At 62.1% G+C, this 21,998-nt stretch carries 23 protein-coding genes; 14 read left to right on the forward strand and 9 right to left on the reverse strand.

All coding sequences use genetic code 11. The features are described from left to right. Positions 1-50: 50 nt before the first annotated feature. Positions 51-788, reverse strand: coding sequence for a TetR/AcrR family transcriptional regulator (locus AB4Z19_RS08425; RefSeq protein ID WP_442027472.1), 738 nt, complete (start codon positions 786-788; stop codon positions 51-53). Between the two features lie 161 nt (positions 789-949). Between AB4Z19_RS08425 and AB4Z19_RS08430 the strand changes: the two genes are divergently transcribed. From AB4Z19_RS08430 to AB4Z19_RS08470, 9 genes are all read left to right on the forward strand, one after another. Next, entirely contained in the window at positions 950-2,188 is a 1,239-nt protein-coding gene (locus AB4Z19_RS08430; protein WP_442034987.1) for an alpha/beta hydrolase, read from the forward strand. A 9-nt stretch (positions 2,189-2,197) separates the two neighbouring features. Beyond that, positions 2,198-3,040 (forward strand): VOC family protein, encoded by an 843-nt coding sequence (locus AB4Z19_RS08435; RefSeq protein ID WP_442022985.1) that lies wholly within the window; start codon positions 2,198-2,200, stop codon positions 3,038-3,040. Then, a complete protein-coding gene (locus AB4Z19_RS08440; RefSeq protein ID WP_442022986.1) occupies positions 3,037-4,194 on the forward strand; it encodes an FAD-dependent monooxygenase in 1,158 nt (385 codons plus the stop codon). Before AB4Z19_RS08435 ends, AB4Z19_RS08440 begins: the two co-directional genes overlap by 4 nt. After that, entirely contained in the window at positions 4,191-4,634 is a 444-nt protein-coding gene (locus AB4Z19_RS08445; RefSeq protein ID WP_442022987.1) for an acyl-CoA thioesterase, read from the forward strand. Before AB4Z19_RS08440 ends, AB4Z19_RS08445 begins: the two co-directional genes overlap by 4 nt. Before the next feature lie 14 nt (positions 4,635-4,648). Further along, positions 4,649-6,346 carry an AMP-binding protein gene (locus tag AB4Z19_RS08450; protein WP_442022988.1) on the forward strand — a complete coding sequence of 566 codons (1,698 nt, stop codon included), beginning with the start codon at positions 4,649-4,651 and terminating at the stop codon, positions 6,344-6,346. Then, on the forward strand, positions 6,343-7,575 hold the full coding sequence (locus AB4Z19_RS08455) for an MFS transporter (protein ID WP_442022989.1): 1,233 nt from the start codon (positions 6,343-6,345) through the stop codon (positions 7,573-7,575). Before AB4Z19_RS08450 ends, AB4Z19_RS08455 begins: the two co-directional genes overlap by 4 nt. Positions 7,576-7,611: 36 nt before the next feature. Beyond that, positions 7,612-8,931: a porin gene (locus AB4Z19_RS08460; RefSeq protein ID WP_442022990.1), complete on the forward strand. Its 1,320-nt coding sequence runs from the start codon at positions 7,612-7,614 to the stop codon at positions 8,929-8,931. 99 nt (positions 8,932-9,030) lie between these two features. Then, positions 9,031-10,110, forward strand: coding sequence for a mandelate racemase/muconate lactonizing enzyme family protein (locus AB4Z19_RS08465; protein ID WP_442022991.1), 1,080 nt, complete (start codon positions 9,031-9,033; stop codon positions 10,108-10,110). Beyond that, positions 10,101-11,057, forward strand: a complete 957-nt coding sequence (locus AB4Z19_RS08470; protein ID WP_442023001.1) for an NAD(P)H-dependent flavin oxidoreductase — start codon at positions 10,101-10,103, stop codon at positions 11,055-11,057. Before AB4Z19_RS08465 ends, AB4Z19_RS08470 begins: the two co-directional genes overlap by 10 nt. Here the strand turns inward: AB4Z19_RS08470 and AB4Z19_RS08475 are convergent. After that, positions 11,054-11,929, reverse strand: a complete 876-nt coding sequence (locus AB4Z19_RS08475) for a LysR family transcriptional regulator (protein WP_442022992.1) — start codon at positions 11,927-11,929, stop codon at positions 11,054-11,056. The two genes, AB4Z19_RS08470 and AB4Z19_RS08475, sit on opposite strands and share 4 nt — an antisense overlap. A gap of 97 nt (positions 11,930-12,026) precedes the next feature. Here AB4Z19_RS08475 and AB4Z19_RS08480 point away from each other — a divergent pair, with 97 nt between their 5' ends. Genes AB4Z19_RS08480 through AB4Z19_RS08490 form a run of 3 tightly spaced genes read left to right on the forward strand, consistent with a single transcriptional unit; the run spans position 12,027 to position 13,983 of the window. Next, positions 12,027-12,659, forward strand: coding sequence for a chromate transporter (locus AB4Z19_RS08480; RefSeq protein WP_442022993.1), 633 nt, complete (start codon positions 12,027-12,029; stop codon positions 12,657-12,659). Continuing rightward, complete coding sequence (locus AB4Z19_RS08485; protein ID WP_442022994.1) at positions 12,656-13,204, forward strand: chromate transporter; 549 nt, start codon at positions 12,656-12,658, stop codon at positions 13,202-13,204. The genes AB4Z19_RS08480 and AB4Z19_RS08485 overlap by 4 nt, the downstream gene beginning before the upstream one ends. Positions 13,205-13,215: 11 nt before the next feature. Then, positions 13,216-13,983, forward strand: coding sequence for a class I SAM-dependent methyltransferase (locus AB4Z19_RS08490; RefSeq protein ID WP_442022995.1), 768 nt, complete (start codon positions 13,216-13,218; stop codon positions 13,981-13,983). On the opposite strand, the gene lgt is transcribed toward AB4Z19_RS08490, so the two are convergent. Together lgt and AB4Z19_RS08500 are read right to left on the reverse strand one after the other, a co-directional pair. Beyond that, entirely contained in the window at positions 13,925-14,749 is an 825-nt protein-coding gene (lgt, locus tag AB4Z19_RS08495; RefSeq protein WP_442022996.1) for a prolipoprotein diacylglyceryl transferase, read from the reverse strand. The genes AB4Z19_RS08490 and lgt overlap by 59 nt on opposite strands. Then, positions 14,750-15,652, reverse strand: a complete 903-nt coding sequence (locus AB4Z19_RS08500) for a LysR family transcriptional regulator (protein ID WP_442022997.1) — start codon at positions 15,650-15,652, stop codon at positions 14,750-14,752. 93 nt (positions 15,653-15,745) lie between these two features. On the opposite strand from AB4Z19_RS08500, the gene ilvD reads away from it, so the two are divergent. Beyond that, on the forward strand, positions 15,746-17,608 hold the full coding sequence (gene ilvD, locus AB4Z19_RS08505) for a dihydroxy-acid dehydratase (RefSeq protein WP_442022998.1): 1,863 nt from the start codon (positions 15,746-15,748) through the stop codon (positions 17,606-17,608). 190 nt (positions 17,609-17,798) lie between these two features. On the opposite strand, the gene AB4Z19_RS08510 is transcribed toward ilvD, so the two are convergent. Further along, positions 17,799-18,029 carry a TIGR04438 family Trp-rich protein gene (locus AB4Z19_RS08510; RefSeq protein ID WP_442022999.1) on the reverse strand — a complete coding sequence of 77 codons (231 nt, stop codon included), beginning with the start codon at positions 18,027-18,029 and terminating at the stop codon, positions 17,799-17,801. A gap of 158 nt (positions 18,030-18,187) precedes the next feature. Here AB4Z19_RS08510 and AB4Z19_RS08515 point away from each other — a divergent pair, with 158 nt between their 5' ends. Then, complete coding sequence (locus AB4Z19_RS08515) at positions 18,188-18,499, forward strand: c-type cytochrome (RefSeq protein WP_442023002.1); 312 nt, start codon at positions 18,188-18,190, stop codon at positions 18,497-18,499. Positions 18,500-18,549: 50 nt separating this feature from the next. On the opposite strand, the gene AB4Z19_RS08520 is transcribed toward AB4Z19_RS08515, so the two are convergent. The 4 genes from AB4Z19_RS08520 to AB4Z19_RS08535 form a co-directional block, all read right to left on the reverse strand. Further along, positions 18,550-19,680, reverse strand: coding sequence for a branched-chain amino acid ABC transporter substrate-binding protein (locus AB4Z19_RS08520; protein ID WP_442034989.1), 1,131 nt, complete (start codon positions 19,678-19,680; stop codon positions 18,550-18,552). Then, positions 19,681-20,823 (reverse strand): branched-chain amino acid ABC transporter substrate-binding protein, encoded by a 1,143-nt coding sequence (locus tag AB4Z19_RS08525; protein ID WP_442027702.1) that lies wholly within the window; start codon positions 20,821-20,823, stop codon positions 19,681-19,683. It abuts the gene before it with no gap. An 80-nt stretch (positions 20,824-20,903) separates the two neighbouring features. After that, positions 20,904-21,575 (reverse strand): hypothetical protein, encoded by a 672-nt coding sequence (locus tag AB4Z19_RS08530; RefSeq protein WP_442027701.1) that lies wholly within the window; start codon positions 21,573-21,575, stop codon positions 20,904-20,906. After that, a complete protein-coding gene (locus AB4Z19_RS08535; protein ID WP_442027700.1) occupies positions 21,572-21,997 on the reverse strand; it encodes a DNA polymerase III subunit chi in 426 nt (141 codons plus the stop codon). The genes AB4Z19_RS08530 and AB4Z19_RS08535 overlap by 4 nt, the downstream gene beginning before the upstream one ends. Between the last annotated feature and the right edge of the window lies 1 nt (position 21,998).

Below are 21,998 nucleotides of genomic sequence, written 5' to 3' on the forward strand. Positions count from 1 at the left end.
CGCCCTACAACGAAGCGTGGGGCGGATCACTGATCCGCCGTCTGCGTGCGTTACAACCAGGCCTCGAACCCATCCAGCAGCAGCTGGAGTCCTGCGTCGAACAGGGTCTTGGTATTGAGGGCTGAAAACGGCACGCCCAGCGTTTTGGCCGAGGGATAAAGCTCCTCGTCCAGCGCCTCGAAGCGCGCCCTGGCTTCCTCCTGCGTGGAAGGGCCGGGCTGGCCGGGCCGTGCCGAAATGCAGGAGGCAACAAACTGCGCCAGCAGGCGGTAGGCCATCGCCGCCTGTGCAGGCTTGAAGCCGCCCTGCAAAAACGCCGCCGCGATATGGTCGAAATAAACCATGCCGTAGTCAGTTTCGCCTTCCGCCACCATCTGGAACAGGCGGTAAGGTCCGCGCGAGGCGATGTACTGCGCCACGCCCGGATATTTGTTGGTGAGCTTGAGATTGGCGCGCGCAACTTCCTCCACATCCGCACGCCAATCGCCACTCAGGGGCGGCATATTGCGCATGCGGTTCTCGTGGAACTGGTTCATCACGCCCGACACCAGCTTGTCGCGATTGCCGATGTAGTAGTAAATCAGCCCCGGCACCACGCCAAACTCCTTGGCGATGAGGGTGATCGAAATGTCCTGCAGCGGCTCGCTTTTGGTCAGCTCAAGCACCTTGTCGATGATGGCGTTGCGCGACAGGTCCGCCTCGTTGCCGATGGCGGCCGACGCTTTGGGCGGGCGTCCGCGCGGGCGCGCAACGGGGACTGTCTTGTCCGTGCTGGCTGCTTTGCTCATGTGCTTCTTCTGCAGGATTGAAAACCTGCCTATTCTGCGGCCTTCCTGCCGCCCACGCAACCTTCCGTTGCGATTTAATTGATACACCATCAAATTTTATTGACTTCCCAAAATTCGCGTCCTACACTAATTGACGACGCATCAATTAATTGGAGAGAGACATGAGCGACAGAGAACAAACTGCGGGCCTGCGTGGCGCAGGCTGGGATGCGGCCCTGATGGACCGCCCGTATCAGGTGGCCTCGGCCACCCTGAACACCGCCGATGGCAGCAAGACCATGGGCTTCCTGTTCACCGTAACAGGCAAGGAAACCACCGTGGTCTCCGTGATGCATCCGCGTGAATTCCAGCTTTCGCACTACCTGGTGCCGGCCGTGCTGGACGCGGGCTGCGCGTGCTGGGTGCAGGCGCCGCGCTCGATCGGCAATGACCTGCGACTGGAACACGAGATCGCCTTGTTTGATGTGGCGGCTGGCATGAGCCATCTGCGCCAGCTGAATTTCGAGAAGATCGTCCTGCTGGGGAATTCCGGCGGCGCGGGCCTGTATGCGCTGTACAACCAGCAGTCCAGGCTGGCGCCCGAACTGCGCATTGAGCGCACCCCTGGCGGCCGTCCAACCAGGCTGGCCGAACTCGATATGCCCCAGGCCGATGGCTTCATCTTCGTGGCGCCGCACGCTGGGCAGGGCAAGCTGCTGATGGCGGCGATCGATCCTTCGGTCACCGACGAAAACGATCCGCTGAACGTCGATCCTGCGCTCGATCCCTTCCTGCCGGCCAATGGCTTCAATCCGATGACCGGCAAGGCCAAATACGCGCCGGAGTTCATCGATCGCTATCGCGCCGCCCAGCTGGCGCGCGTCGAACGCCTGGACAGGAAGGCGAAGGAAATGCTGAAGCTGAAAATCGGCGCAAAAAAGAAACTGGCCGAAGAAAAGAGCCTGGCGCTGAAGATGCAGGCTTCGTATGCGCCGATCTTCAACGTCTGGCGTACCGATGCCGACCTGCGCACCTGGGACACCAGCATCGATCCGAGCGACCGGCCAGCCGGTGGCTTGTGGGGCCGCGATCCCTTCGTATCGAACCTGGGCAGCGTGGGCTTTGCGCGCACGGTGACGCCGGAATCCTGGCTGTCCACCTGGTCCGGGCTGTCGTCGAACGCCTCGATCGAGAAGTGCGGCGCGTCCATGACCCAGCCGACGCTGGTCATCTACTACACCGGCGACCAGGCCACTTTCCCGTCCGATATGGAGCAGATCTACAAGCAGATCGGCAGCGCCGACAAGGTGATGCATTCCGTACGCGGCAACCACCATGGCGCCGCGCTGGCCGAAGGCGAACAGCCGGGCCGCGTTATCGCTGCGCAGCACATCGGCAACTGGCTGCGTGCATTCAACTGAGAGAAAACCATGACGAAGACTATTCCAATGCCCGCACTGTGCGGCGTACATCACACTGCGCGCCCCACCTGGAAACTGGCCGAGACGGTGCATTTCTATCGCGATTTGCTTGGCCTGCCGCTGGTGCACGCCGTTTCCGCCCGTGGCTGGGGGCCGCACGCGCATCCCGACTTCCTGCACTTCTTCTTTGATGCGGGCCGTGGCGCCACCATCGCCTTCTTCTACTACATCGGCACGGAACGCCCGGATTGGCTGCCGGTGCGCGACCACACTTTTGACCTGGCCACCCACACCGCGTGGCGTGTCGATACGCAGGAAGAGCTGCTGGCATGGCGCGACCGCGCCGAAAAGATGGGCGTGCCGCTGCGCATGCAGGTGCGCCATGAGGTGATCGAGTCGCTGTACTTCGAGGACCCGAACGGCTATCCCGTCGAAATCACCATGCAGCTGCGCGACTTCGGCAAGCAAGACGCGGTGGATGCGACCAATACCATCGAAGCTGCCATCGCCATGGAGAAGGCAGGCAAGGACTTCAAGACGATTGACGACGTCTGGCTGCGCAAGGGCCGTTCGGTCGGGGAAACGCGCAGCGCGGCGGCTTCCGCCTTCGTGCTGGACGTGCCGGAATTCCGTCCGCTGGTTGACGCAGCCCGCGCACACGGCGGCTATACCACCACCGAGCTGGAGAACGGTTATATCCGCATCGATGGCAATCCGACTTTGCAGTTCAACCGCAAGGAACTGGGTGTCAAGCCTGCCGTCTGGTACGGCGTGCTGACCGGCGGTTTTGCCGGACGCATTGAGCGCTTCGACATGAATGAGCTGGTCATCGGCGCGGCGGAGGCGGCATGAAGGTTGCGATTGTAGGCGGCGGTCCATCCGGCCTGTTCCTCGCCATCCTGCTGCGCAAGCGCCTGCCGGACATCGGCATCACGGTGTATGAGCAGAATGCGCGCGATGCCACTTACGGCTTCGGTGTCGGCCTGGCGGAAGGCGGTCTGGCGCGGCTGGAGGCGGCCGATGCCGCCGTCACCACGGATATCGTGAAGGCCCTGAGTTTCTTCAAGGAGCAGGTGATCAATACCCGCGACACGCCCATCAGCGTGCGCGTGCCGGGGCCGGGCGCGGGTACGCTGCCGCGCATCGCGCTGCTCGGCATCCTGCGCAAGCATGCTGCGGAACTGGATATCGATGTGCGCTACGAAGTGCGCCTGACCGATGTCGCCACGCTGGATGCGGACCTGGTGGTCGCGGCCGACGGCGTGAACTCCGTGGTGCGCGACAGCGCGAAGGAGGGCTTCGGCACCACGCGCCGTACGTTGAGCAATCACTTTGCCTGGTTCGGCACAAGCAAGGTGTTTCCGACGGCGGCACTGGTCTTCCGCAAATACAAAGGCGGCTACTTCGTGGCGCACTACTACCCGTACAGCGACTCGATGAGCACCTTCGTGGCTGAATGCGACGACCGCACCTGGCAGGAGCTGGGCATCGAGGCGATGTCGCTGGAAGAGCGCAAAGCCATGTTCGAAGCCATCTTCGCGCCGGAGCTGGATGGCCATGCGCTGATCTCGAACAACACCACCTGGCGCCAGTTCGACGTCATCCGCAACGCCAACTGGTTCAGCGGACGCACCGTGCTGATCGGCGATGCGCTGAGCAGCGCCCATCCCTCGATCGGCTCCGGCACGCGCATCGCGATGGAGGATGCGATTGCGCTGGCGGAAGCCATCTGCGCCCATCCGCAAGACGTTGCGGCGGCGCTGGAAAGCTATGTCGCCAAACGTCGTCCGGAAAAGGAAAAGCTGATCGGCGCTTCGGAGATTTCGGCCATGTGGTACGAGGAATTCCCGCGCTGGATGGACAGCTACGGCCCGCATGAATTCATCTACCGTTTCATGACGCGCACGGGCCGCATCAACCCGGACCGCCTGCGCGCCCAGTTTCCGGAGCTGATGCAAAAGATCGAAGCCTCCGGCGAATTGCCGGAACTGGCGGACACGCCATGAACGGCGCCGCCGAGTATGTGCTGAGCAGCGTGCCCTTCGTGGTGCGCCGCACTGCGCGCTGGTCCGACTGCGACCCGGCCGGCATCGTGTACACGGGCCGCTATACCGAGTACCTGCTGGACTCAGCGCGCCTGTTCGCCAACCACATCGCGGATGGCGACATGGCAGCACTGGCTCGGCGGGAAGGCATCAGCACACCGGCGCGCGGCATGGCGCTCGAATTCATGCGGCCAATGGCGCCGGGCGATGTGGCGGACATCCGCTACTGCGTCGGCGAGATCCGCGAGCACAGCTTCGAGCTGCACTGCCAGGCCAGCGGGCTCGCTGGCGAACCGCTGTTCGCAGGCCGGTGCACGCTGATCTGCATCGACAGGGAAAACAAAACCAAGGTTCCCATTCCGCAGGCATTGCGTGAAGCGCTGCTGCGGCACACATCATAATCAGGAGACAAACAATGGAAGTTGGCGTGAAATACCGCATGCCGGGCGTGGTCTATCCACCTCAGCATGAACTGGAAGCCTATGTGCGGGATGGCCTGCTGGGCAAGGAAACCATGCCCGGCGCTTTGCACGCAGCCTTTGCTCGTTACGCGGACAAAGTGGCCTTGACCGGTCCGGAAGGCGATATCACTTTCCTTGAACTGCATGAGCGCACGGAGCGTCTGGCCGCAGGCCTGTTGAAGCTGGGCCTGAAGCAGTACGACCGTGTGGTGTTCCAGCTGCAGAACTGCTATGAGCTGGTGTACGCCGTGGTGGCCTGCTGGAAGGCCGGCCTGATCCCGATCTGCACACTGGCAGCGCACCGCGAAAAGGAAATCGGCTACCTCGCCAATCACGCCAAGGCCAAAGCCTGGATCATCCAGGGCGATAACGCGAAATTCGACATGGTCGCCTTCGCGGAAAGGCTCAAGGCCCAGATTCCCAGCATGGAGCACATCATCATCGCCCGCGCCAAGCGCAAAGGCCTAATGGGATTGTTCTCGAAAAAGACGGAGGGTCTTCACCTGGAAGATCTGATGGAATCGGTCAGTTTCGAAGACGCCAGGCGAATGCTGGAACCCATCGAGCACGATCCCTACCAGGTGGCAGTATTCCAGCTGTCCGGCGGCACCACCGGCGTGCCGAAGATCATCCCGCGCTTTCACAGCGAATATTCCTACAACATGCGCATGGTGGCGCGCGCCCACGGCTGGACCGAAAAGGACGTGCTGTTCCTGCCACTGCCGATGATCCACAACGCGAATATGGTGTGTGGCTGGGGCCCGGCGCTGCTGAGCGGCATGCGCAACATCATCACGCCGGAAGTGAATCCGGCCGTGTTCTTCAAGGTGATGGCATTCTACAAACCGACCTGGATTGGTCTGGTGCGTCCCATCATGCTCAAGCTGCAGGAAGCGATCGCGGGCAAGCTGCTGAACTTCAAAGGCGTGAAGATCATCAGCACCAACGGTTCGGACATCGTGCGGCGCGACCTGCAAACGGTCGGCATCCACGTGTTTGGCATGACGGAAGGCCTGGTAACCTTCACCCGTCAGAGCGACTCGGACGAAGTGCGCGACCGCTCGGTGGGTTACCCGATCAGCGAAATGGATCAGGTCAAGCTGCTCAAGCCCGGCACGGAAGAAGAAGTGGCGGTGGGCGAAGTGGGCGAATTGGCCGCGAAAGGCCCGTACACCTTCCATGGCTATTACGACGCGGAAGAGCGCAACCGCCAGGTGTTCACCAGCGATGGCTTCTACCGCTCGGGCGACCTGATTTCTTCGCGCAAGATCGATGGCCGTGTGTATTACTACTTCGAAGGCCGCATCAAGGACGTGATCGACCGCAGCGGCGAGAAGATCAACTGCGAAGAAGTGGAAGCCTGCCTGTCTAGCCATCCCGCAGTGGCGGATTGTGCGCTGGTGCCGATGCCGAGCGAGATGCACGGCGAACAGGCCTGCGCCTACGTGGTCCTGCGCGGTAAGCACAAGGTGCCAAGCGTGGAAGAAATGGGCCGCCACCTGGAAGCACTTGGCCTCGCAAAGTATAAATGGCCGGAACGCATCGAAGCGATTGACGCCATTCCGACTACCAAGGTCGGCAAGCCGGACAAGCAGCCATTGCGCAACATGATCGCGGGCCTGGTCGAACAGGAAAAGCGGGTGCGGGCATGATCAGCAAATGGCGCCTGGCGGGCATTGTGGCGGGAGGCGCGATTGGCCTCGGCAGCGGCGTGGGGCCGCTGTTCACCGCGACCGTCGGCGTGTTCCTGTATCCGCTGGCGCAGGAATTCGGCTGGGGGAGGGCAGAGACGGCCCTGTCTTTCGGTAGCGCCATGCTGGGGATAGCGCTGGCCAGTCCATTGGTTGGCCTGCTGATTGACCGCCATGGCGTGCGGCGTGTCGCTCTGTTGTCGGCCTGTTTGATGGCAGCCTGCCTGGGGGCGCTGACGCTGCAGACCGGCGACGTTGCCGCCTGGGCCGCCCTGGCGCTGGCCATCGGTTTGCTGGGCGCCGGTACTTCACCGCTTGGCTACCTGGCCGTCATGCCGCAGTGGTTCGACCGCAGGCTCGGCCTGTCGCTTGGCCTGGCCATGTCCGGTCTTGGCCTCGGCATGGTTGGCATGCCGCTGCTGGCGCAGAAGCTGATTGCCGCAGGCGGCTGGCGCGTCGCCTATCTGGGATTGGCTCTGTTCGCGCTATGCGCCGCCTTGCTGGCGTCAGCGCTGCTGCACGAACGGCAGGCCGGCGCGTCCGCGCCTCGCAACGCAGCGGGCGGCGGTCTGGCGGTGCGGGAAGTGGATGGCCTGACGCTGCGTGAAGGCTTGCGTTCTCCGCGTCTGTGGCTGATCGTGGGGGCCTTCCTGGTGGCGTCGATCGCGACGCTATCCATGGGGCCGCACCTGCCCGCGCTCTTCGTCGACAAGGGCTACACACCAGAGGAAGCAGCGAAAGGCGTGTCGCTGATGGGCATTGGACTGTTCATCGGACGCATTCTGACAGGCCTGCTGCTGGACCGGCTGCACGCTCCGCTCGTTGGCGCGGCCTTCATGTTTGCAGGCGCCGCCGGTTTGGTGGTCCTGGGCAGTACCAGCGATTACCAGCTGCTGCTGGCGGGCGGCGCCTTGATCGGCCTGGCCATCGGGGCGGAAGGCGACCTGATTTCCTATCTCGTACGCAGCTATTTCGGCTTGCGCGCTTTCGGCGCGCTGTATGGCATCGCGTTTGCCGCCTATGCACTGGGCGGCGTCATCGGACCGGTGGCGATGGGCCGCTACTTCGACCTCACTGGCCACTATCGGCTGGTACTTGAACTCTATCCGTGGATGCTGGGCGCGGCGGGCCTGGCCCTGCTCACGCTTGGCCGTTATCGCCAGGCTTCGCCGTTCCGTGCTGCGGCATAAAACAAGAGCGCATATAAATCACAATTGGGAGACTTCATGAAGTACAGGATTTTCAAGGCTGCCGCCGGGCTGGCGTCGTGTGCGCTGGCGTGCGGCCCGGCATGGGCGCAATCGTCCGTGACGGTGTATGGCCTGCTGGATGCGGCAGTTGACCACATCAGCAAGACTGAAGGCAATGCCGCCGGCACCGTGTTCGGCATGAATGGCACGACGCCGCTGCCCAATGCGGTGTCCGCCCCATCGCAAAGCGTCACCCGCATGACGCCGAGCCTGTCGCAGCAAAGCTTTTTTGGCTTCAAAGGTGTGGAAGACCTGGGCAATGGCTGGAAAGCGAACTTCATATTGGAAGGCGGCCTGCAGATCGATGGCGGCATCACGACCAATGATGGACGCCTGTTCGGCCGCCAGGCCTATGTGGCGCTGACCACGCCCGTGGGTGAAGTGCGTCTCGGCCGCCAGGCATCGCCGATGATGATCGGCTACTACCTCGCCACCACGGACAAACTGGGTTCTTCCGACATCATGGCGCGCGGCCTGGTGACCAACAGCCTGCAGATGTTCCAGGATAACGCGGTCACTTACGCTGTGATGAAAGGCCCATGGGTCGGCTTCCTGACCTATTCGACCAATGCCGGTGTCCCGGCCATCATCAGCCCTGCGCGGTCGACGGCCACGCCGACTACGCCGCCGGCCACCCCCGCCACCGGGCAGATTCTGGGTGGTCTGACGGCTGGCGCGGAATCGGCGGACCATCGTGGCCGGTCTATCGGCGCCTTGCTCGCCTACACCAACGATGAAGTGACGCTGACGGCATCCTACGACCGTAATGAGCTGCGCGCGCCGATGGGCTTTGTCAGCAGCACCGGTTTCGTGCCGCTGGTGAAGGCGAACTCCTATCACGCGGCCATGGTTGGCGCGAAGTACACCTTTGCCGGCACCGGCACCACGGTGGCGGCGAACTACCACACGGGCACCTTCAAATTCGAAGGTCCGGAAAATCCGAAGGTCGACACCTACGCCATCGGTGCGCGCCAGCCTTTCGGCAACTGGACCTTGATCCTGGCCGGCATGATGACCAAGTTCACCAATTTCACGCAGGGTAAGGACAAGGGCGCGGTAATTGGTCTGGACTACGACTTGTCCAAGCGTACCACTCTGTACATGCGCAGCGGCTTTGTAAAGGATGACCGCGGCCGCATCATTCGCGGCACCCTGACGCCGGTGCCGATTGCGGGAGGCCCGACGGTGCTGCTGGTGCCGATCGGCGCCAACGAGATCCCTCTGTTCTCTGGCGCGGGCACCAATATGGACGCACGCACAACCATCATCAGCGTCGGCATGCGCCACGCTTTCTGAGTCTCGTGGAAGCGGGCTCCCTCGCCCGCTTACTCCTCCTTCCAGTGGGAAGGATTTGCCCGCAGCGGCGACGCTGCGGGATTTTTTCGATGTGAGTAAATGATGAAGATTGAGTCTTGCAGCCATGAGCTGCTGCGCTACCAGCTGGCAAAGCCGGTGGGCGGTTCCGGCGTGTCCAGCGTTGACGTGCTGCTGACGCAGGTGACGCTGCAAGATGGTTGCACGGGCCTGGGTTTTTCTTATGTGCTGGCAGGGTCGGGCGCCCCAATGCTGGCGTGCGCGCGCATGCTGTCGGCGACGCTCGCAGGCGCCGAACTGTTTCATCCCGCCGCTACCTGGCGGGGCTTGAACGGTACGTTGAACCGTAGCCGCCGCGGACCAAATTATCTGGCGCTGGCCGCCATCGATATGGCCTTGTGGGACGCTTACGCCCGCACGCGCGGCGAACCGCTGGGCGTCGCCATGGGCGGCGAACCACGCAGCGTGCCGGTATATGGCAGCGGAGGCTATCATGCCGGCCAGTCCGCGCACGAAGTGGCCGACGTCACGCGCACCCACGTGGCCGCCGGCTTCCGTGGAGTGAAGCCGCGTGTCGACGGCAGCCGCAAGGGCGCCACGCTGCTGCAGGCGGCGCGTGATGCAGCGCCGTCGCATATTGAATTGATGTGCGATGCGAACGAGAAGTGCAGCGCGGTGCAGGCGCGCCGTCTGCTGGAGGTGGCACAGGATGCGGGCTATCTCTTTGTCGAGGAGCCGCTGCCGGCATCGGATATTGCGGGTTACCGGGTCTTGGCGCGTGCCTTCCCTTATATGGCGGCGACAGGCGAACATCTGCAAGGCGCCGACGAGTGTTTGCCCTTCGTCTCCGAAGGCTTGTGCAGCGTGCTCCAGCCTGACCTGGCACTGATCGGTGGCCTGACGCCTGCGCTGGAAGCGGCGCGGCTGGCGTCCGCTTTCGGCATCAACGTGGCGCCGCATTTTCTTCCCGGCCTGTTCGTGCATCTGGCCTGGGCCTGTCCGAACGTGAACTGGCTGGAGGACTTTCCTTTGCTGGAGCCGCTGTTCGAAGGCTGGCCATCGATGACCAAGGGTTGTCTGATCGGGCGCGTTGAGCCGGGACATGGCCTGACGCTGGCGTCGGACGTGCTTGAGCGCTACGCCGTCACTACATCAATCTGAGGAGAATACCAATGGCGTTACCTGAAATTCTGAATGGCCGTCTGACGCTGCCGGTCATTGCAGCACCGATGTTCCTGGTGTCCAGCACCGAATCCGTGATCGCGCAATGCCAGGCTGGCGTGGTCGGCTCCGTGCCAGCGCTGAATGCGCGCTCAACCGACGTGCTGGAAGAGTGGATCATCAATATCAAGGCCGCACTGGCGGAAGGCGAAGCGGCGCCGTTTGCCGTCAATATCGGCATCCATCCCGCCAACAGACGCGTGGAGTCCGACCTGGAAGTGTGCATCCGCCATCGGGTGCCGATCATTATCACTTCCCTGCGCGCCTCGCGCGAGCTGGTGCAGCAGGTGCATGCATACGGTGGCATCGTGCTGCACGATGTGACCACGGTGCGCCATGCGCGCAAGGCGCTGGAAGCGGGCGTCGATGGCCTAGTGCTGGTCGCTGCGGGTGCCGGGGGCCACGGCGGTGCGTTGAATCCGATGGCGCTAGTGGGCGAGGTGCGCAGCTTCTATAACGGCTTGCTGGTGCTGGCGGGCGCGGTCAGCAGCGGTGGCGATGTGCTGGCGGCACAAGCGATGGGCTGCGACCTCGCCTATATGGGCACGCGCTTCCTGGCCACGACCGAAACGGCGGCGGCGGACGCCTACAAGCGCATGGTGGTCGGCAGCGGCTCGGCCGACATCGTCAACACGCCTTATTTCTCGGGGCTTCCTGCCAACTATCTGCGCGGCTCCATCGCCGCCAGCGGGCTTGATCCCGACAATCTGCCGGCACAGGATACGGAAGGCAGCATGGCGGCGCGCGGCCGCTGGAAGGATATCTGGGGCGCTGGACAGGGTGCGGGCTGTGTGCGCGAAGTCCTGCCGACACGGCAATTGGTCAGCCGCCTGGTGGACGAATACCGTAGTGCCGCCTGCCGCTTGCTGAAAGACGTGCAAGGCTAAGCGCCACTGTTGCGCAAGTGCGTCCATAGCGCCTCGCCGGCGCGGCTCAGAGGGACGTGCTTGCGGCGGCACAGCGCCACGTCAATGCGTGCGTCCGCCGGCAGTGCGATGCGCGCAACCTGGCTGGCATGTGCTTCGGCGGCGTTATCGAGCAGGGTTGCGACACCCACGCCGTGTTCGGCCAGGCCGACGATGAGCGGCACCGTCTCAACCTCCATCGCAACCTGCATCTTGGCGTGCAGCCGCGTTGATGCATGCTCCAGCACTTGCCGCATGTAGTAATCCTGCGGGAACAGAATGAGCGGGTGCTCGAACAGCTGCTGCCAGCTGAGTGACTTCATGCGCGACAGGGCCGAGCGCTTGGCAACGCAAGCGACGATCTTGTGACTGCTGATGTGCTCAGCGTGCAAGTCGTCCGAATTGCGCCAATCCGAGATCAGGCCGAAGTCGATCTGGCCACTGCGGATTTCCTCCTCGATCGCCTTGGCGCCCGCCTGGCGCACCGACAGTGAAATACCTGGGTATTTGCGGCGAAAGCTGCTCAGCATCGGCGGCAGCACATAGCCGCCGACCATCGCCGGCGCGCCCAGTGTGATGTGGCCCGACGCGAGCTTATTGAAGGCGCTGATGTCCTGGCGCGCATTTTCCAGCTGCGACAACACCGCTTCGGCGTGGCGTACCAGCACATGACCTTCATCGGTCAGCGTGGCGCCGGACTTGTCGCGCACGAAAAGCTTGGCATCCAGCGAATCCTCCAGCTTGTGGATGGCGAGACTAACGGCTGGTTGTGCCATCGGCAGCTTTTCGGCCGCGGCCGTGAAGCTGCCGTGCCGGGCAACGGCGAGGAAGATTTCGAGCTGGCGCAGGTTCATGGTGGCATACCTAGAATATATGGATGGTATTTATTTTATATATTTTTCATATGTTCGGCACCGAACTATACTGGGTTTCATGGAAGGGGAGGTCATCATGAACATCAACTGCCGCGCGCTATTCAAGCTGTTTTCGCAAATGGCGCTTTTGGGATTCGGGGGCGTTCTGCCGTTTGCCTACCGCTACCTGGTTGAGCGGGCGCGCTGGCTGACTGCTGAGGAATTCGGTGCCCTGCTTGGTGTCGCCCAGCTTCTGCCCGGCCCGACGATCTGCAATCTGGCTGTGATTGTCGGACAGCGATTCGCAGGAACGCGCGGTGCGATGGCTGCTCTGGCTGGATTGCTGGTGGCGCCGTTCTTCATTGTGATTGCGTTGGGCGTGGCTTACCAACAATTGGCCACCTCCGCCTTATTCGCCAATGCGCTGCACGGCATGGCGGCCGTCGCGGCGGGCTTGATTCTCGCCACGGCTGCCAAGCTGGCGCACGGCATGTGGAAGCAGGGCGCAGCGCGATCTGCCGCGCCCGAAACCGTCGGCGCGCCGGGCACGCCCGGCTCGTCCGCGGCCGCGAACGATGAAACGCATATCGCTCGGCAAATAGCGCAGTTTGTCCTGCTGGCGATGGCCTTCTTCGGCCTGGGCGTGATGAAGCTTAGTCTGGTGACGGTGGTCTGTGCGCTGGCGCCGTTTGGATTCGTGATGTTTGCATTCGTATGGAGGCTGCCTTGAGCTACGCCAAACTCGGAGGCCTGTCGCTGCACCTGGCCATTCTTTCACTGAGCGCGATTGGCGGTGGCGTAGTGCTGGTGGCACCGGATATACATCATTACGTGGCGGTACAGAACCATTGGCTGACCAGCGAGGAGTTTTCCGCCATGTACGCGCTGGCGCAAGCCGCGCCCGGCCCCAACGTTTTATTTGTCACACTGGTCGGATGGCTGATCGCAGGTCTGCCGGGAGCACTGGCGACAACGCTGGCGGTGATTTTGCCGTCATCGCTCTTTGCGCTGGGCGCTGCGAAGCTCGCCCAGCGGCGCGGCGTGGACGCCGCCAAACCGGCGTCGCGCTGGACGCAAGCCTTGCGTCACACGCTGGCGCCGATGTCGGCGGGCATGCTGGCTGCCGCTGCCTGGAGCTTCCTCAGCATGTCCGGCGCCGGCCTGCTGGCGGTCGGGCTTGCGCTCCTTGCGGCAGCAATCGTGTACGGCACAAAAATCAACCCCGTCTACCTGATCGCCGCCGGCGCGCTGGCCGGCGCTGCGGGCATACTTTGAAGGACAGAGCCATGAGCACAACTGATCAACTCTTTACCAAGCAATCCGACGCCTACCGCGCCGCGCGTCCCGGCTACGACCCGCAACTGTTTGCCTGGCTGGCCGAACTGGCGCCGGGCAGGGCGCTGGCCTGGGAGGCCGGTTGCGGCTCCGGCCAGGCCACCATCGATGTGGCAAAGCATTTCGACAAGGTCATCGCCACCGATGTCAGCCAGCCCCAGATCGACCGCGCGCCCGCTGCGGCAAATGTCAGCTACCGCTGCGAGCCCTCGCAGCAAAGCAGCCTCGAAGCAGGCAGTGTCGATCTCACCCTGGTGGCACAGGCACTGCACTGGTTCGACATTGATGGCTTCTACAACGAAGTGCGCCGCGTCAGCAAACCGGGCGCGCCGCTGGCCGTGATCTCATACAACCTGCTGGAAGCGAGTCCGCAAGTCGATGTGCTGATCCACAAACTGTATAACGAAGTTTTGAACGGCTACTGGGCGCCGGAGCGCGCCCACGTGGAAAACGGCTATCGCTCGATTCCCTTCCCATTCCAGCGCATTGAAACGCCCGCCGCCATGCTCACGGCGCAATGGGACCTGAAGCGCTTCATGGCTTACCTGGAAAGCTGGTCTGCGATTCAGACCTACAAAGAAAAAAACGGCGCCGATCCACTGGCGCCGTTCCGTGATGAATTCGCACGCTGCTGGGGCGACCCGCAGCGCCTGATGACGATTAACTGGCCGCTTTCGGTGCGAGTTGGTGTGGTTGACGGTAAGCCCACACCAGCATAGCGATCGCCGCCAGAATCATCGGCAGGGACAGCATCTGGCCGGAAGTGACCGGAATGCCGGCCACATTGATTTCCCAGTCCGGCGTGCGGAAATACTCGGTGAAGAAACGCGCGCAGCCATACAGCAGCGTGTACATCGCGCCAACCGCCAGCCGCGGGCGCTGCTTGCGCGCATACGGCCACAGAATGCAGAACACCAGGATGCCATCCACCAGCATCTGGTAAATCGGCGAAGGATGGCGCGGCAGTGCATCCACGTTCGGCCAGATCATCGCCCAGGGCAGGTCCGGATTGGTCACCACGCGGCCCGGCAGCTCGGCATTGATGAAGTTACCCAGACGTCCGCAGGCATAGCCCAGCGGGACCATCGGCGCGATGAAGTCATACACGTCCAGCAGGTTGCGCTTCGTTTTGCGCGACCACAGCGCCATGGCGATCAGCACGCCGAGGAAGCCGCCGTGGAAGGACATGCCGCCGTGCCAGACCATAAAGATCTCTTGCGGATTGGAGAAGAAGAAGCCCGGACGGTAGAACAGCACCTCGCCCAGACGGCCGCCGACAATCACGCCCAGCATGCCGTAGAAAAGCATATCGTCCAGATCCTGATTTTTCCATCCCTGGGCGGCGATATGGGGCTGCTTGATGCGCACGCGACCCAGCGCGATGAACAAAGCAAAGGCCAGTACATACATCAGGCCATACCAATGGACTGCGACCGGGCCAAGCTGGAAAGCGACCGGATCGGGCATCGGGTGAACAAGCGGCATTCAGACTCTCTTTCTCATCAAATCGAGGAAGCCCCGCAGCACGGGCGAGGCATTGTCGCGGCGCCAGGCCAGGCCGGTTTCGACCATTGGCGAGTGCTGCGCGAGCGGCCGGTATTCTACTCCTGGCCGTCTCAGATTCGACACGGATTGTGGCACAAGTGCGATGCCCATGCCAGCCGAAACCAGGCTGACGATGGTCTGCATTTGTATCGCCTCCTGACCGATGACGGGCGTAATGCCCGCGCTGCGGAAAACGGCCAGGATAGAGTCATACAAGCCGGGCGAAATCGTCCGGGGGAAGATGATGAGTGGGAGATTGGGCAGCTCGCGCAAGGTGGCCATGTGGACGCCCTTTAATTCCGGTAGCCCCGCCGGGGAGGCCAGGATCAAGGGCTCGCTCAGGACCGACATGTAATCCAGCTCCTGCTTGGCCTTATCCGGCAGAGGAGGAATCAGTAAGCCGGCATCGACGCGGTTCTGCAGCAGATCATCCAGCTGCACATCGGAGGTGGCCTCCTTCAGGGTGATCTGTACATGGGGAAAAGCGGCGCGGTAGGCGCGCAGGGAGGGCGGCAGCACGCTGTAGTCGGCCGAAGACACGAAAGCCAGCGAAAGATGCCCCACGGCGCCCGTAGCGGCCTTCTGCACCAGTTCCGGCAGTTGCTGCGCCTGGACCAGCAGGCGGCGGGCTTCGGGCAGCAGGGCCTCGCCGGCGGGCGTCAGGGCCACGCCGCGGCGGTTGCGGTCGAACAGGTCGGCGCCCAGCATCTCCTCCATAGCGAGAATGGTCTGGGACAGGGGCGGTTGCGTCATGTGCAGGCGTCGAGCGGCCCGCCCGAAGTGCAATTCCTCGGCGACGGTGACGAAATAACGTAGTTGGCGCAGTTCGATATTGGTTGCCATGATATGTTTTGCGACTCACTGATATGCGAATCATATATTTGACAACATGGCGGTGGCAAGGCAAGCTGAAAGTTCTTGATAGAGGAGAACGTCATGCCCCAATACCGCTCACGTACAACCACCCAAGGCCGCAATATGGCAGGCGCGCGCGCTTTGTGGCGCGCGACTGGCATGAAGGACGGCGACTTCGAGAAGCCAATTATTGCTGTGGTGAACTCTTTCACCCAGTTTGTACCGGGCCACGTCCATCTGAAGGACCTGGGCCAGCTGGTAGCGCGCGAGATCGAAGCATCCGGCGGCGTTGCCAAAGAATTCAACACGATCGCCGTTGACGACGGCATCGCCATGGGACACGGCGGCATGCTGTATTCCCTGCCATCGCGCGACCTGATCGCGGATTCGGTGGAATACATGGTCAATGCGCACTGTGCGGACGCCATGGTCTGCATTTCCAACTGCGACAAAATCACGCCGGGGATGCTGATGGCGGCCATGCGCCTGAATATTCCGGCGGTGTTCGTGTCGGGTGGTCCGATGGAAGCCGGCAAGGTGATCAAGTCTGTGAATGGCGGCGAAAAGATCATCAAGCTGGATCTGATCGACGCCATGATCAAGGCGGGTGATTCTTCGGTTTCGGACGCGGATGTGGCGGAGACTGAGCGCTCGGCCTGTCCGACCTGCGGTTCCTGCTCGGGCATGTTCACCGCGAACTCGATGAACTGTCTGACCGAGGCGCTGGGCCTTTCCCTGCCGGGCAATGGCACCATCGTCGCAACCCACAGCGACCGCAAGGAGCTGTTCCTGCGCGCGGGCCGCCTGATCGTCGAACTGGCCAAGCGCCACTACGAGCAGGATGACTACACGGTGCTGCCGCGTTCCATCGCCACCAAGGAAGCATTCGAGAACGCGATGGCGCTGGATGTGTCGATGGGCGGCTCCACCAACACCGTGCTGCACCTGCTGGCTGCGGCGCACGAAGCGCAAGTGCCGTTCACGATGGCGGATATCGACCGCATCTCGCGCAAGGTGCCTTGCCTGTGCAAGGTCGCGCCGATGACGGACAAGTTCCACATCGAAGACGTGCACCGCGCGGGCGGCATCATTTCGATCCTGGGCGAGCTGGCGCGCGCCGGCCTGCTGGACGTGTCGCAGCACACGGTGCACAGCAAGACCATCGGCGAGGCGATTGAAAAATACGATATCAAGCGTAGCGACGACCAGGCGGTGCACCAGCTGTTCCGCGCCGCGCCGGGCGGCGTGCCGACCCAGGTGGCGTTCTCGCAATCGGAGCGTTATGCCTCTTCGGATCTGGATCGTTCCAGTGGTTGCATCCGCGACCTTGAGCACGCGTATTCGAAGGACGGCGGTCTGGCTGTGTTGTACGGGAATATCGCGGAGAAGGGCTGCATCGTGAAGACGGCGGGTGTGGACGAGTCCATCCTGAAGTTCAGCGGCAAGGCGCGCGTGTTCGAAAGCCAGGATGAGGCGGTGGAGAATATCCTCGGCGACAAGGTGCAGGCGGGCGATGTTGTGATCATTCGCTATGAAGGTCCGAAGGGTGGACCGGGTATGCAGGAGATGCTGTATCCGACTTCGTACATCAAATCCAAGGGCCTGGGCAAAGCTTGCGCGCTGTTCACGGACGGCCGCTTCTCGGGCGGTTCGTCGGGCCTGGTGATCGGCCACGCATCGCCGGAAGCAGCGGAAGGCGGCGCAATTGGACTGGTGCAGGAAGGTGACATGATCGACATCGACATCCCGGCGCGCACCATCAACCTGCGCGTTTCGGCCGAAGAACTGGCGCATCGCCGCGCCAGGATGGAAGAGCGCGGCGCCGACGCATGGAAACCGCTGAACCGCAACCGCGTCGTTTCGCAAGCCCTGCAAGCGTACGCCGCCTTAACGACCTCCGCCGACCGCGGCGCCGTCCGCGACCTCACCCAGCTCCACCGCTAACACCCTGGGGTCAGATCCGACATTCGGACATTTTTTGTGTCCGCTATGACGGCTCTGGTCCTGGGCTGCGAATTTGGACTCATTTTGCGAGTTTCTTAAGCCGCACAAGGGTCATGGCGCAGCACCGGCGCGTTGAATTTGCGCGCAAAGTAAAAATTGTCCGAATGTCGGATCTGACCCCACGGTGGGGTTATTTCTTTTTTTTATCGCCGAAGCTTTGTTTGACGCGGTCTTTGCGGCGTTGCGCATCGACATCGTGGGCTTTGCGTTTGTCGAGGCCGAGCATGGGTTCGATGAATTCGAACCAGATGAAGGCCACCACCATCAGCCCGATAATCCACAGCCATGGCAGCTCGGCAAATTTCCAGACTTCGAAATACTTCAGCGCACACAGCGCCACGATAACAAGAATGATAGGCATTGGTCTCTCCCCCGATAACGCCATCTTACAAAAGATTCTGCTTGTCGTGGAGCAATATTCGCCAGCGAGTCAACCCACCCGGCCAACTCCGCGTTGATTTCGCACAAGCCTGCGTATTAACCGTTAGAATTGTGGCAGGATTTACTTTGGAGAAAATGATGAAACGTTCCCTGATGGTTGGTATGTTGCTCGCTTCTGCCTTCGCTTCGCAAGCCGCTTTCGCTAACGCGGATCTGGCCAAAGCCAAGAATTGCATGGCTTGCCACGCTGTTGCGAACAAGCTGGTCGGCCCTGCGTACAAGGATGTCGCGGCGAAATATGCCGGCCAGAAAGACGCCGAGGACAAGCTGGTGCAGAAAGTGATGAAGGGCGGTTCCGGCAACTGGGGCGCCATCCCGATGCCTGCTAATCCGCAGGTGTCCGAAGCCGAAGCGCGTACCCTGGTGAAATGGGTGCTGGCGCAGAAGTAATCGCGATAAGCACGCGCCAAAGAAAAAGCCGGGAATCATCCCGGCTTTTTTTATTTCACGACTTCAATCCGTGACTTCTTGCCGTTCTTGAACGTGAACAGCGTCAGCGCTCCATCCTTGATGTCGCCATACTGGTCGAACGCAATCAGGCCGCTGTTGCCCTGGTACTTCACTTTGAACAGGGATGGCAGGTATTTGGCAGGATCGGCGGACTTGGCCTCGGCCATCGCCGTCGCCATCGCCATCACCGCATCATAGCCATACGGCGCGTAGATCTGCACGTCTTTGCCGAAGCGCTTCTTGTAGCGTGCCGCGAATTCGTCGATCTTCTTTTCCTGCTCCGGCGTTACGCCTCCAGCTTCCGCGCAGGTGACGATGTCGTCGGCATTGCCCGCCAGCTTGGGCAGGGCTTCCGTGCAGATGCCGTCGCCACCCATGAACTTGGCCTTGATGCCCAGGTTCTTGATCTGGCGGATCATCGGACCGCCAACGGAATCCATGCCGCCGAAGAAGATCAGGTCCGGATTCTTGGCCTTGATGCTGGTCAGGATGGCATTGAAGTCGGTCGCTTTGTCGTTGGTGAATTCCTTGCCGACGATCTGCACGCCCGGCACTTTCTTCGCGGCCTTCATGAATTCATTTGCCACGCCCTGGCCGTACGCGGTACGGTCATCGATCACGGCGATCTTTTTCGCGCCAAGCTTCTTGCCGGCGTAGTCGCCCAGTGATGCGCCCAGTTTGTAGTCGTTCGCCACCACGCGGAAGGTGGTGTTGAAACCCTGGTGGGTGTAGGTCGGACTGGTGGCCGAGGCCGAAATCTGGGGAATGCCCGCGTCGTAATAAATCTTGGATGCGGGGATCGAGGTGCCCGAGGTCTGGTGGCCGATCACGCCATTCACTTTGCTGTCCACCAGCTTCTGCGCGGCCGACGTGGCCTGCTTCGGTTCGCCCGCGTCGTCTTCCGACAGCAGCACAAACTTCACGGCCTTGCCGTTGATCTTGAAGCCTTTGGCGTTCAGGTCGTCGACGGCCATCTGGGCGCCGTTACCCGTGTCCGTGCCCAGGTGGGCGGACTGGCCGGACAGCGGCCCCACATAGCCGATCTTGACCACTTCCTGCGCATTGGCGCCAGCCGACAAGGCCAGCGCCGCTGCGCTTGCTGCGATGAGTTTCTTTTGCATTTACTTCACAACTTCCATTTGGGTTTTCTTGCCGGCCTTGTAGGTGTACAGGGTCAGCGCGCCATCCTTGATGTCGCCATATTGGTCAAACGTGATCGGACCAGTAACGCCCTGGTGCTTGATCTTGGCCAGATAGGGCAGGTACTTGGCAGGTTCGGCCGAATTGGCTTCCTGCATGGCCTGGACCATGGTCATGATCGCGTCGTACACATACGGCGCGTACAGTTGCACGTCCTGGCCGAATTGTTTCTTGTAGCGGGCGCGGAAATCGTCGATGCCTTTGGACTGGTCGGCCGGTACGCCGCCCGCTTCCGCGCAGGTCACCACGCCGTCAGCTGCGGCGCCTGCGGACAGGCGATACAGCGCGTCGGTACACACGCCGTCGCCGCCCATGAATTTCGCGTTGATGCCGAGTGCCTTCATCTGGCGCAGCAGCGGGCCGCCGACGGAGTCCATGCCGCCGAAGAAGACCAGGTCCGGATTCTTGGACTTGATGTTGGTCAGGATGGCGTTGAAGTCGGTGGCGTTTGCGTTCGTGAATTCCTTGCCGACGATTTGCACGCCCGGTATGGCTTTCTTCGCGCCTTTAACGAATTCTTCTGCGACGCCCTGGCCGTAGGCGGTGCGGTCATCGATCACGGCGATTTTCTTGGCGCCCAGGTTCTTCACGGCATACGTGCCCAGCGTGCCGCCCAGCTTATTGTCGTTGGCGACGACACGGAAGGTCGTGTTGAATTTCTGCTTGGTGTAGACCGGGGAGGTGGCGGCTGGCGAAATCTGCGGAATGCCTGCGTCGTAATAAATCTTGGAGGCGGGGATGGTGGTGCCGGAGTTCAGGTGGCCAATCACGCCATTCACTTTTGCGTCGACCAGTTTCTGCGCGGCGTTGGTGCCTTGTTTCGGGTCGCCTGCGTCGTCTTCATACTGGATCACGAACTTGACCGGCTTGCCGCCGATCTTGATGTTCTTGGCGGTCAGGTCATCGACGGCCATCTTGGCGCCGTTTTCCATGTCCTTGCCAAGGTGTGCGTTCGCGCCGGAGACAGGGGCGACGTGGCCGATCTTGATGACTTCCTGGGCGTAGGCGCCAGTGGTAAAGGCCATCGCTACGGCGAAAGGAAGCAACTTGCTGGTCAACTGCATGGGTATTCTCCAAGAAAAATTGCACACGGAACAAGGTACATCAAAACGTGCAATTGGCAAAGCAGGAATTCCGCATGGATTTAACGTTTTTCGCTCTGCTTTGGTGCACTTGCCTGGAGATGGGTGATTTCCTGCTGCACGGCGCGCGTGACGATCTTGCCGATGGTGTCATGCAGGCCGTCGCGGATCTCGTCGGTCAGGCCGCGCAGGGCGTGGCTTAGCACTTCGGCCATGCTGTCCTTGATGCGCTGCTCCAGCACGAAGTCGACGCGGTTACTCAGCTGCTGCAGCACGCGCTCGCTGACCTGGCGCTCAAGCTGCGCCCAGTCGATGGCGTCTGCAACTGGCGCCGGCGCCGCGGGCTGCGCGTGCATTGGTTCGGCAGGAATCGACGCGGTGGCGTCGGCCGCTTCCGACGTGGACGGCACTGCGCCTTCTTCGGCGAGTGGCGCGACGGACGATTCGTCTGCGGCCAGTGCGACGGGCGACGCTGCGGCAGGCTGCGCTTCAGCGGCAGCCGCGCCGGCTGGTGAGGCGGCAGGCGCCACACGGAAAGGCCAGGCGGCGGCCCGCTCGGCGTGTACGACGGCCGCGCCGGCAGGCGTGCCGGCGGCGGCCTCGGAGGCGGCTGGCGTGGGGCGCAAGGCTGCAGCGGCTTGCGCAGAGTCCGGTGCGTCGGCCGCGGCGGGCGCTGGGAGCTGGTCTTGCAGCACTTCGGTCAGGACGGGGATGCTGGCGTCGAACTTGGTCATGCTTTACCTACGGTCAGATGGGACGGCTGGAATTCCTGGCGTTTGTAGGCAATGAAGCGCTGGCGGCCGGCAGCGGCATCCGCTTCGTCGGTGGAGATGACTTCGATCAGGCGCGGGAAGTTCTCGAACTGCGTCGGCGCGCGGCGCGACAGATTCACCAGCAGGTCCGCGTGCGGCAGCTCGACTTCATCGGTTTCGGTCAGCACGATCGCCGAATCCGGCGCCTTGGGATCATTGACGTGGGCATGCGGCAGAAAGTCCACGTCGGAGAACGTCCACAGCGCATGATCGAGCGCTGCCAACTGCTCGGCATCTTCCGTCATCACGACGATGCGGTTGCGCGCGCCGTAGGCCTTGCGCAGCAGGCGGCAAGCGTAGGCGATCTTGTCCGCCACATTGCTGTGGAAATCGATTTGCGTCATA

The sequence above is a fragment of the Pseudoduganella sp. RAF19 genome, from assembly GCF_052114165.1.
GTDB lineage: Bacteria > Pseudomonadota > Gammaproteobacteria > Burkholderiales > Burkholderiaceae_D > Rugamonas.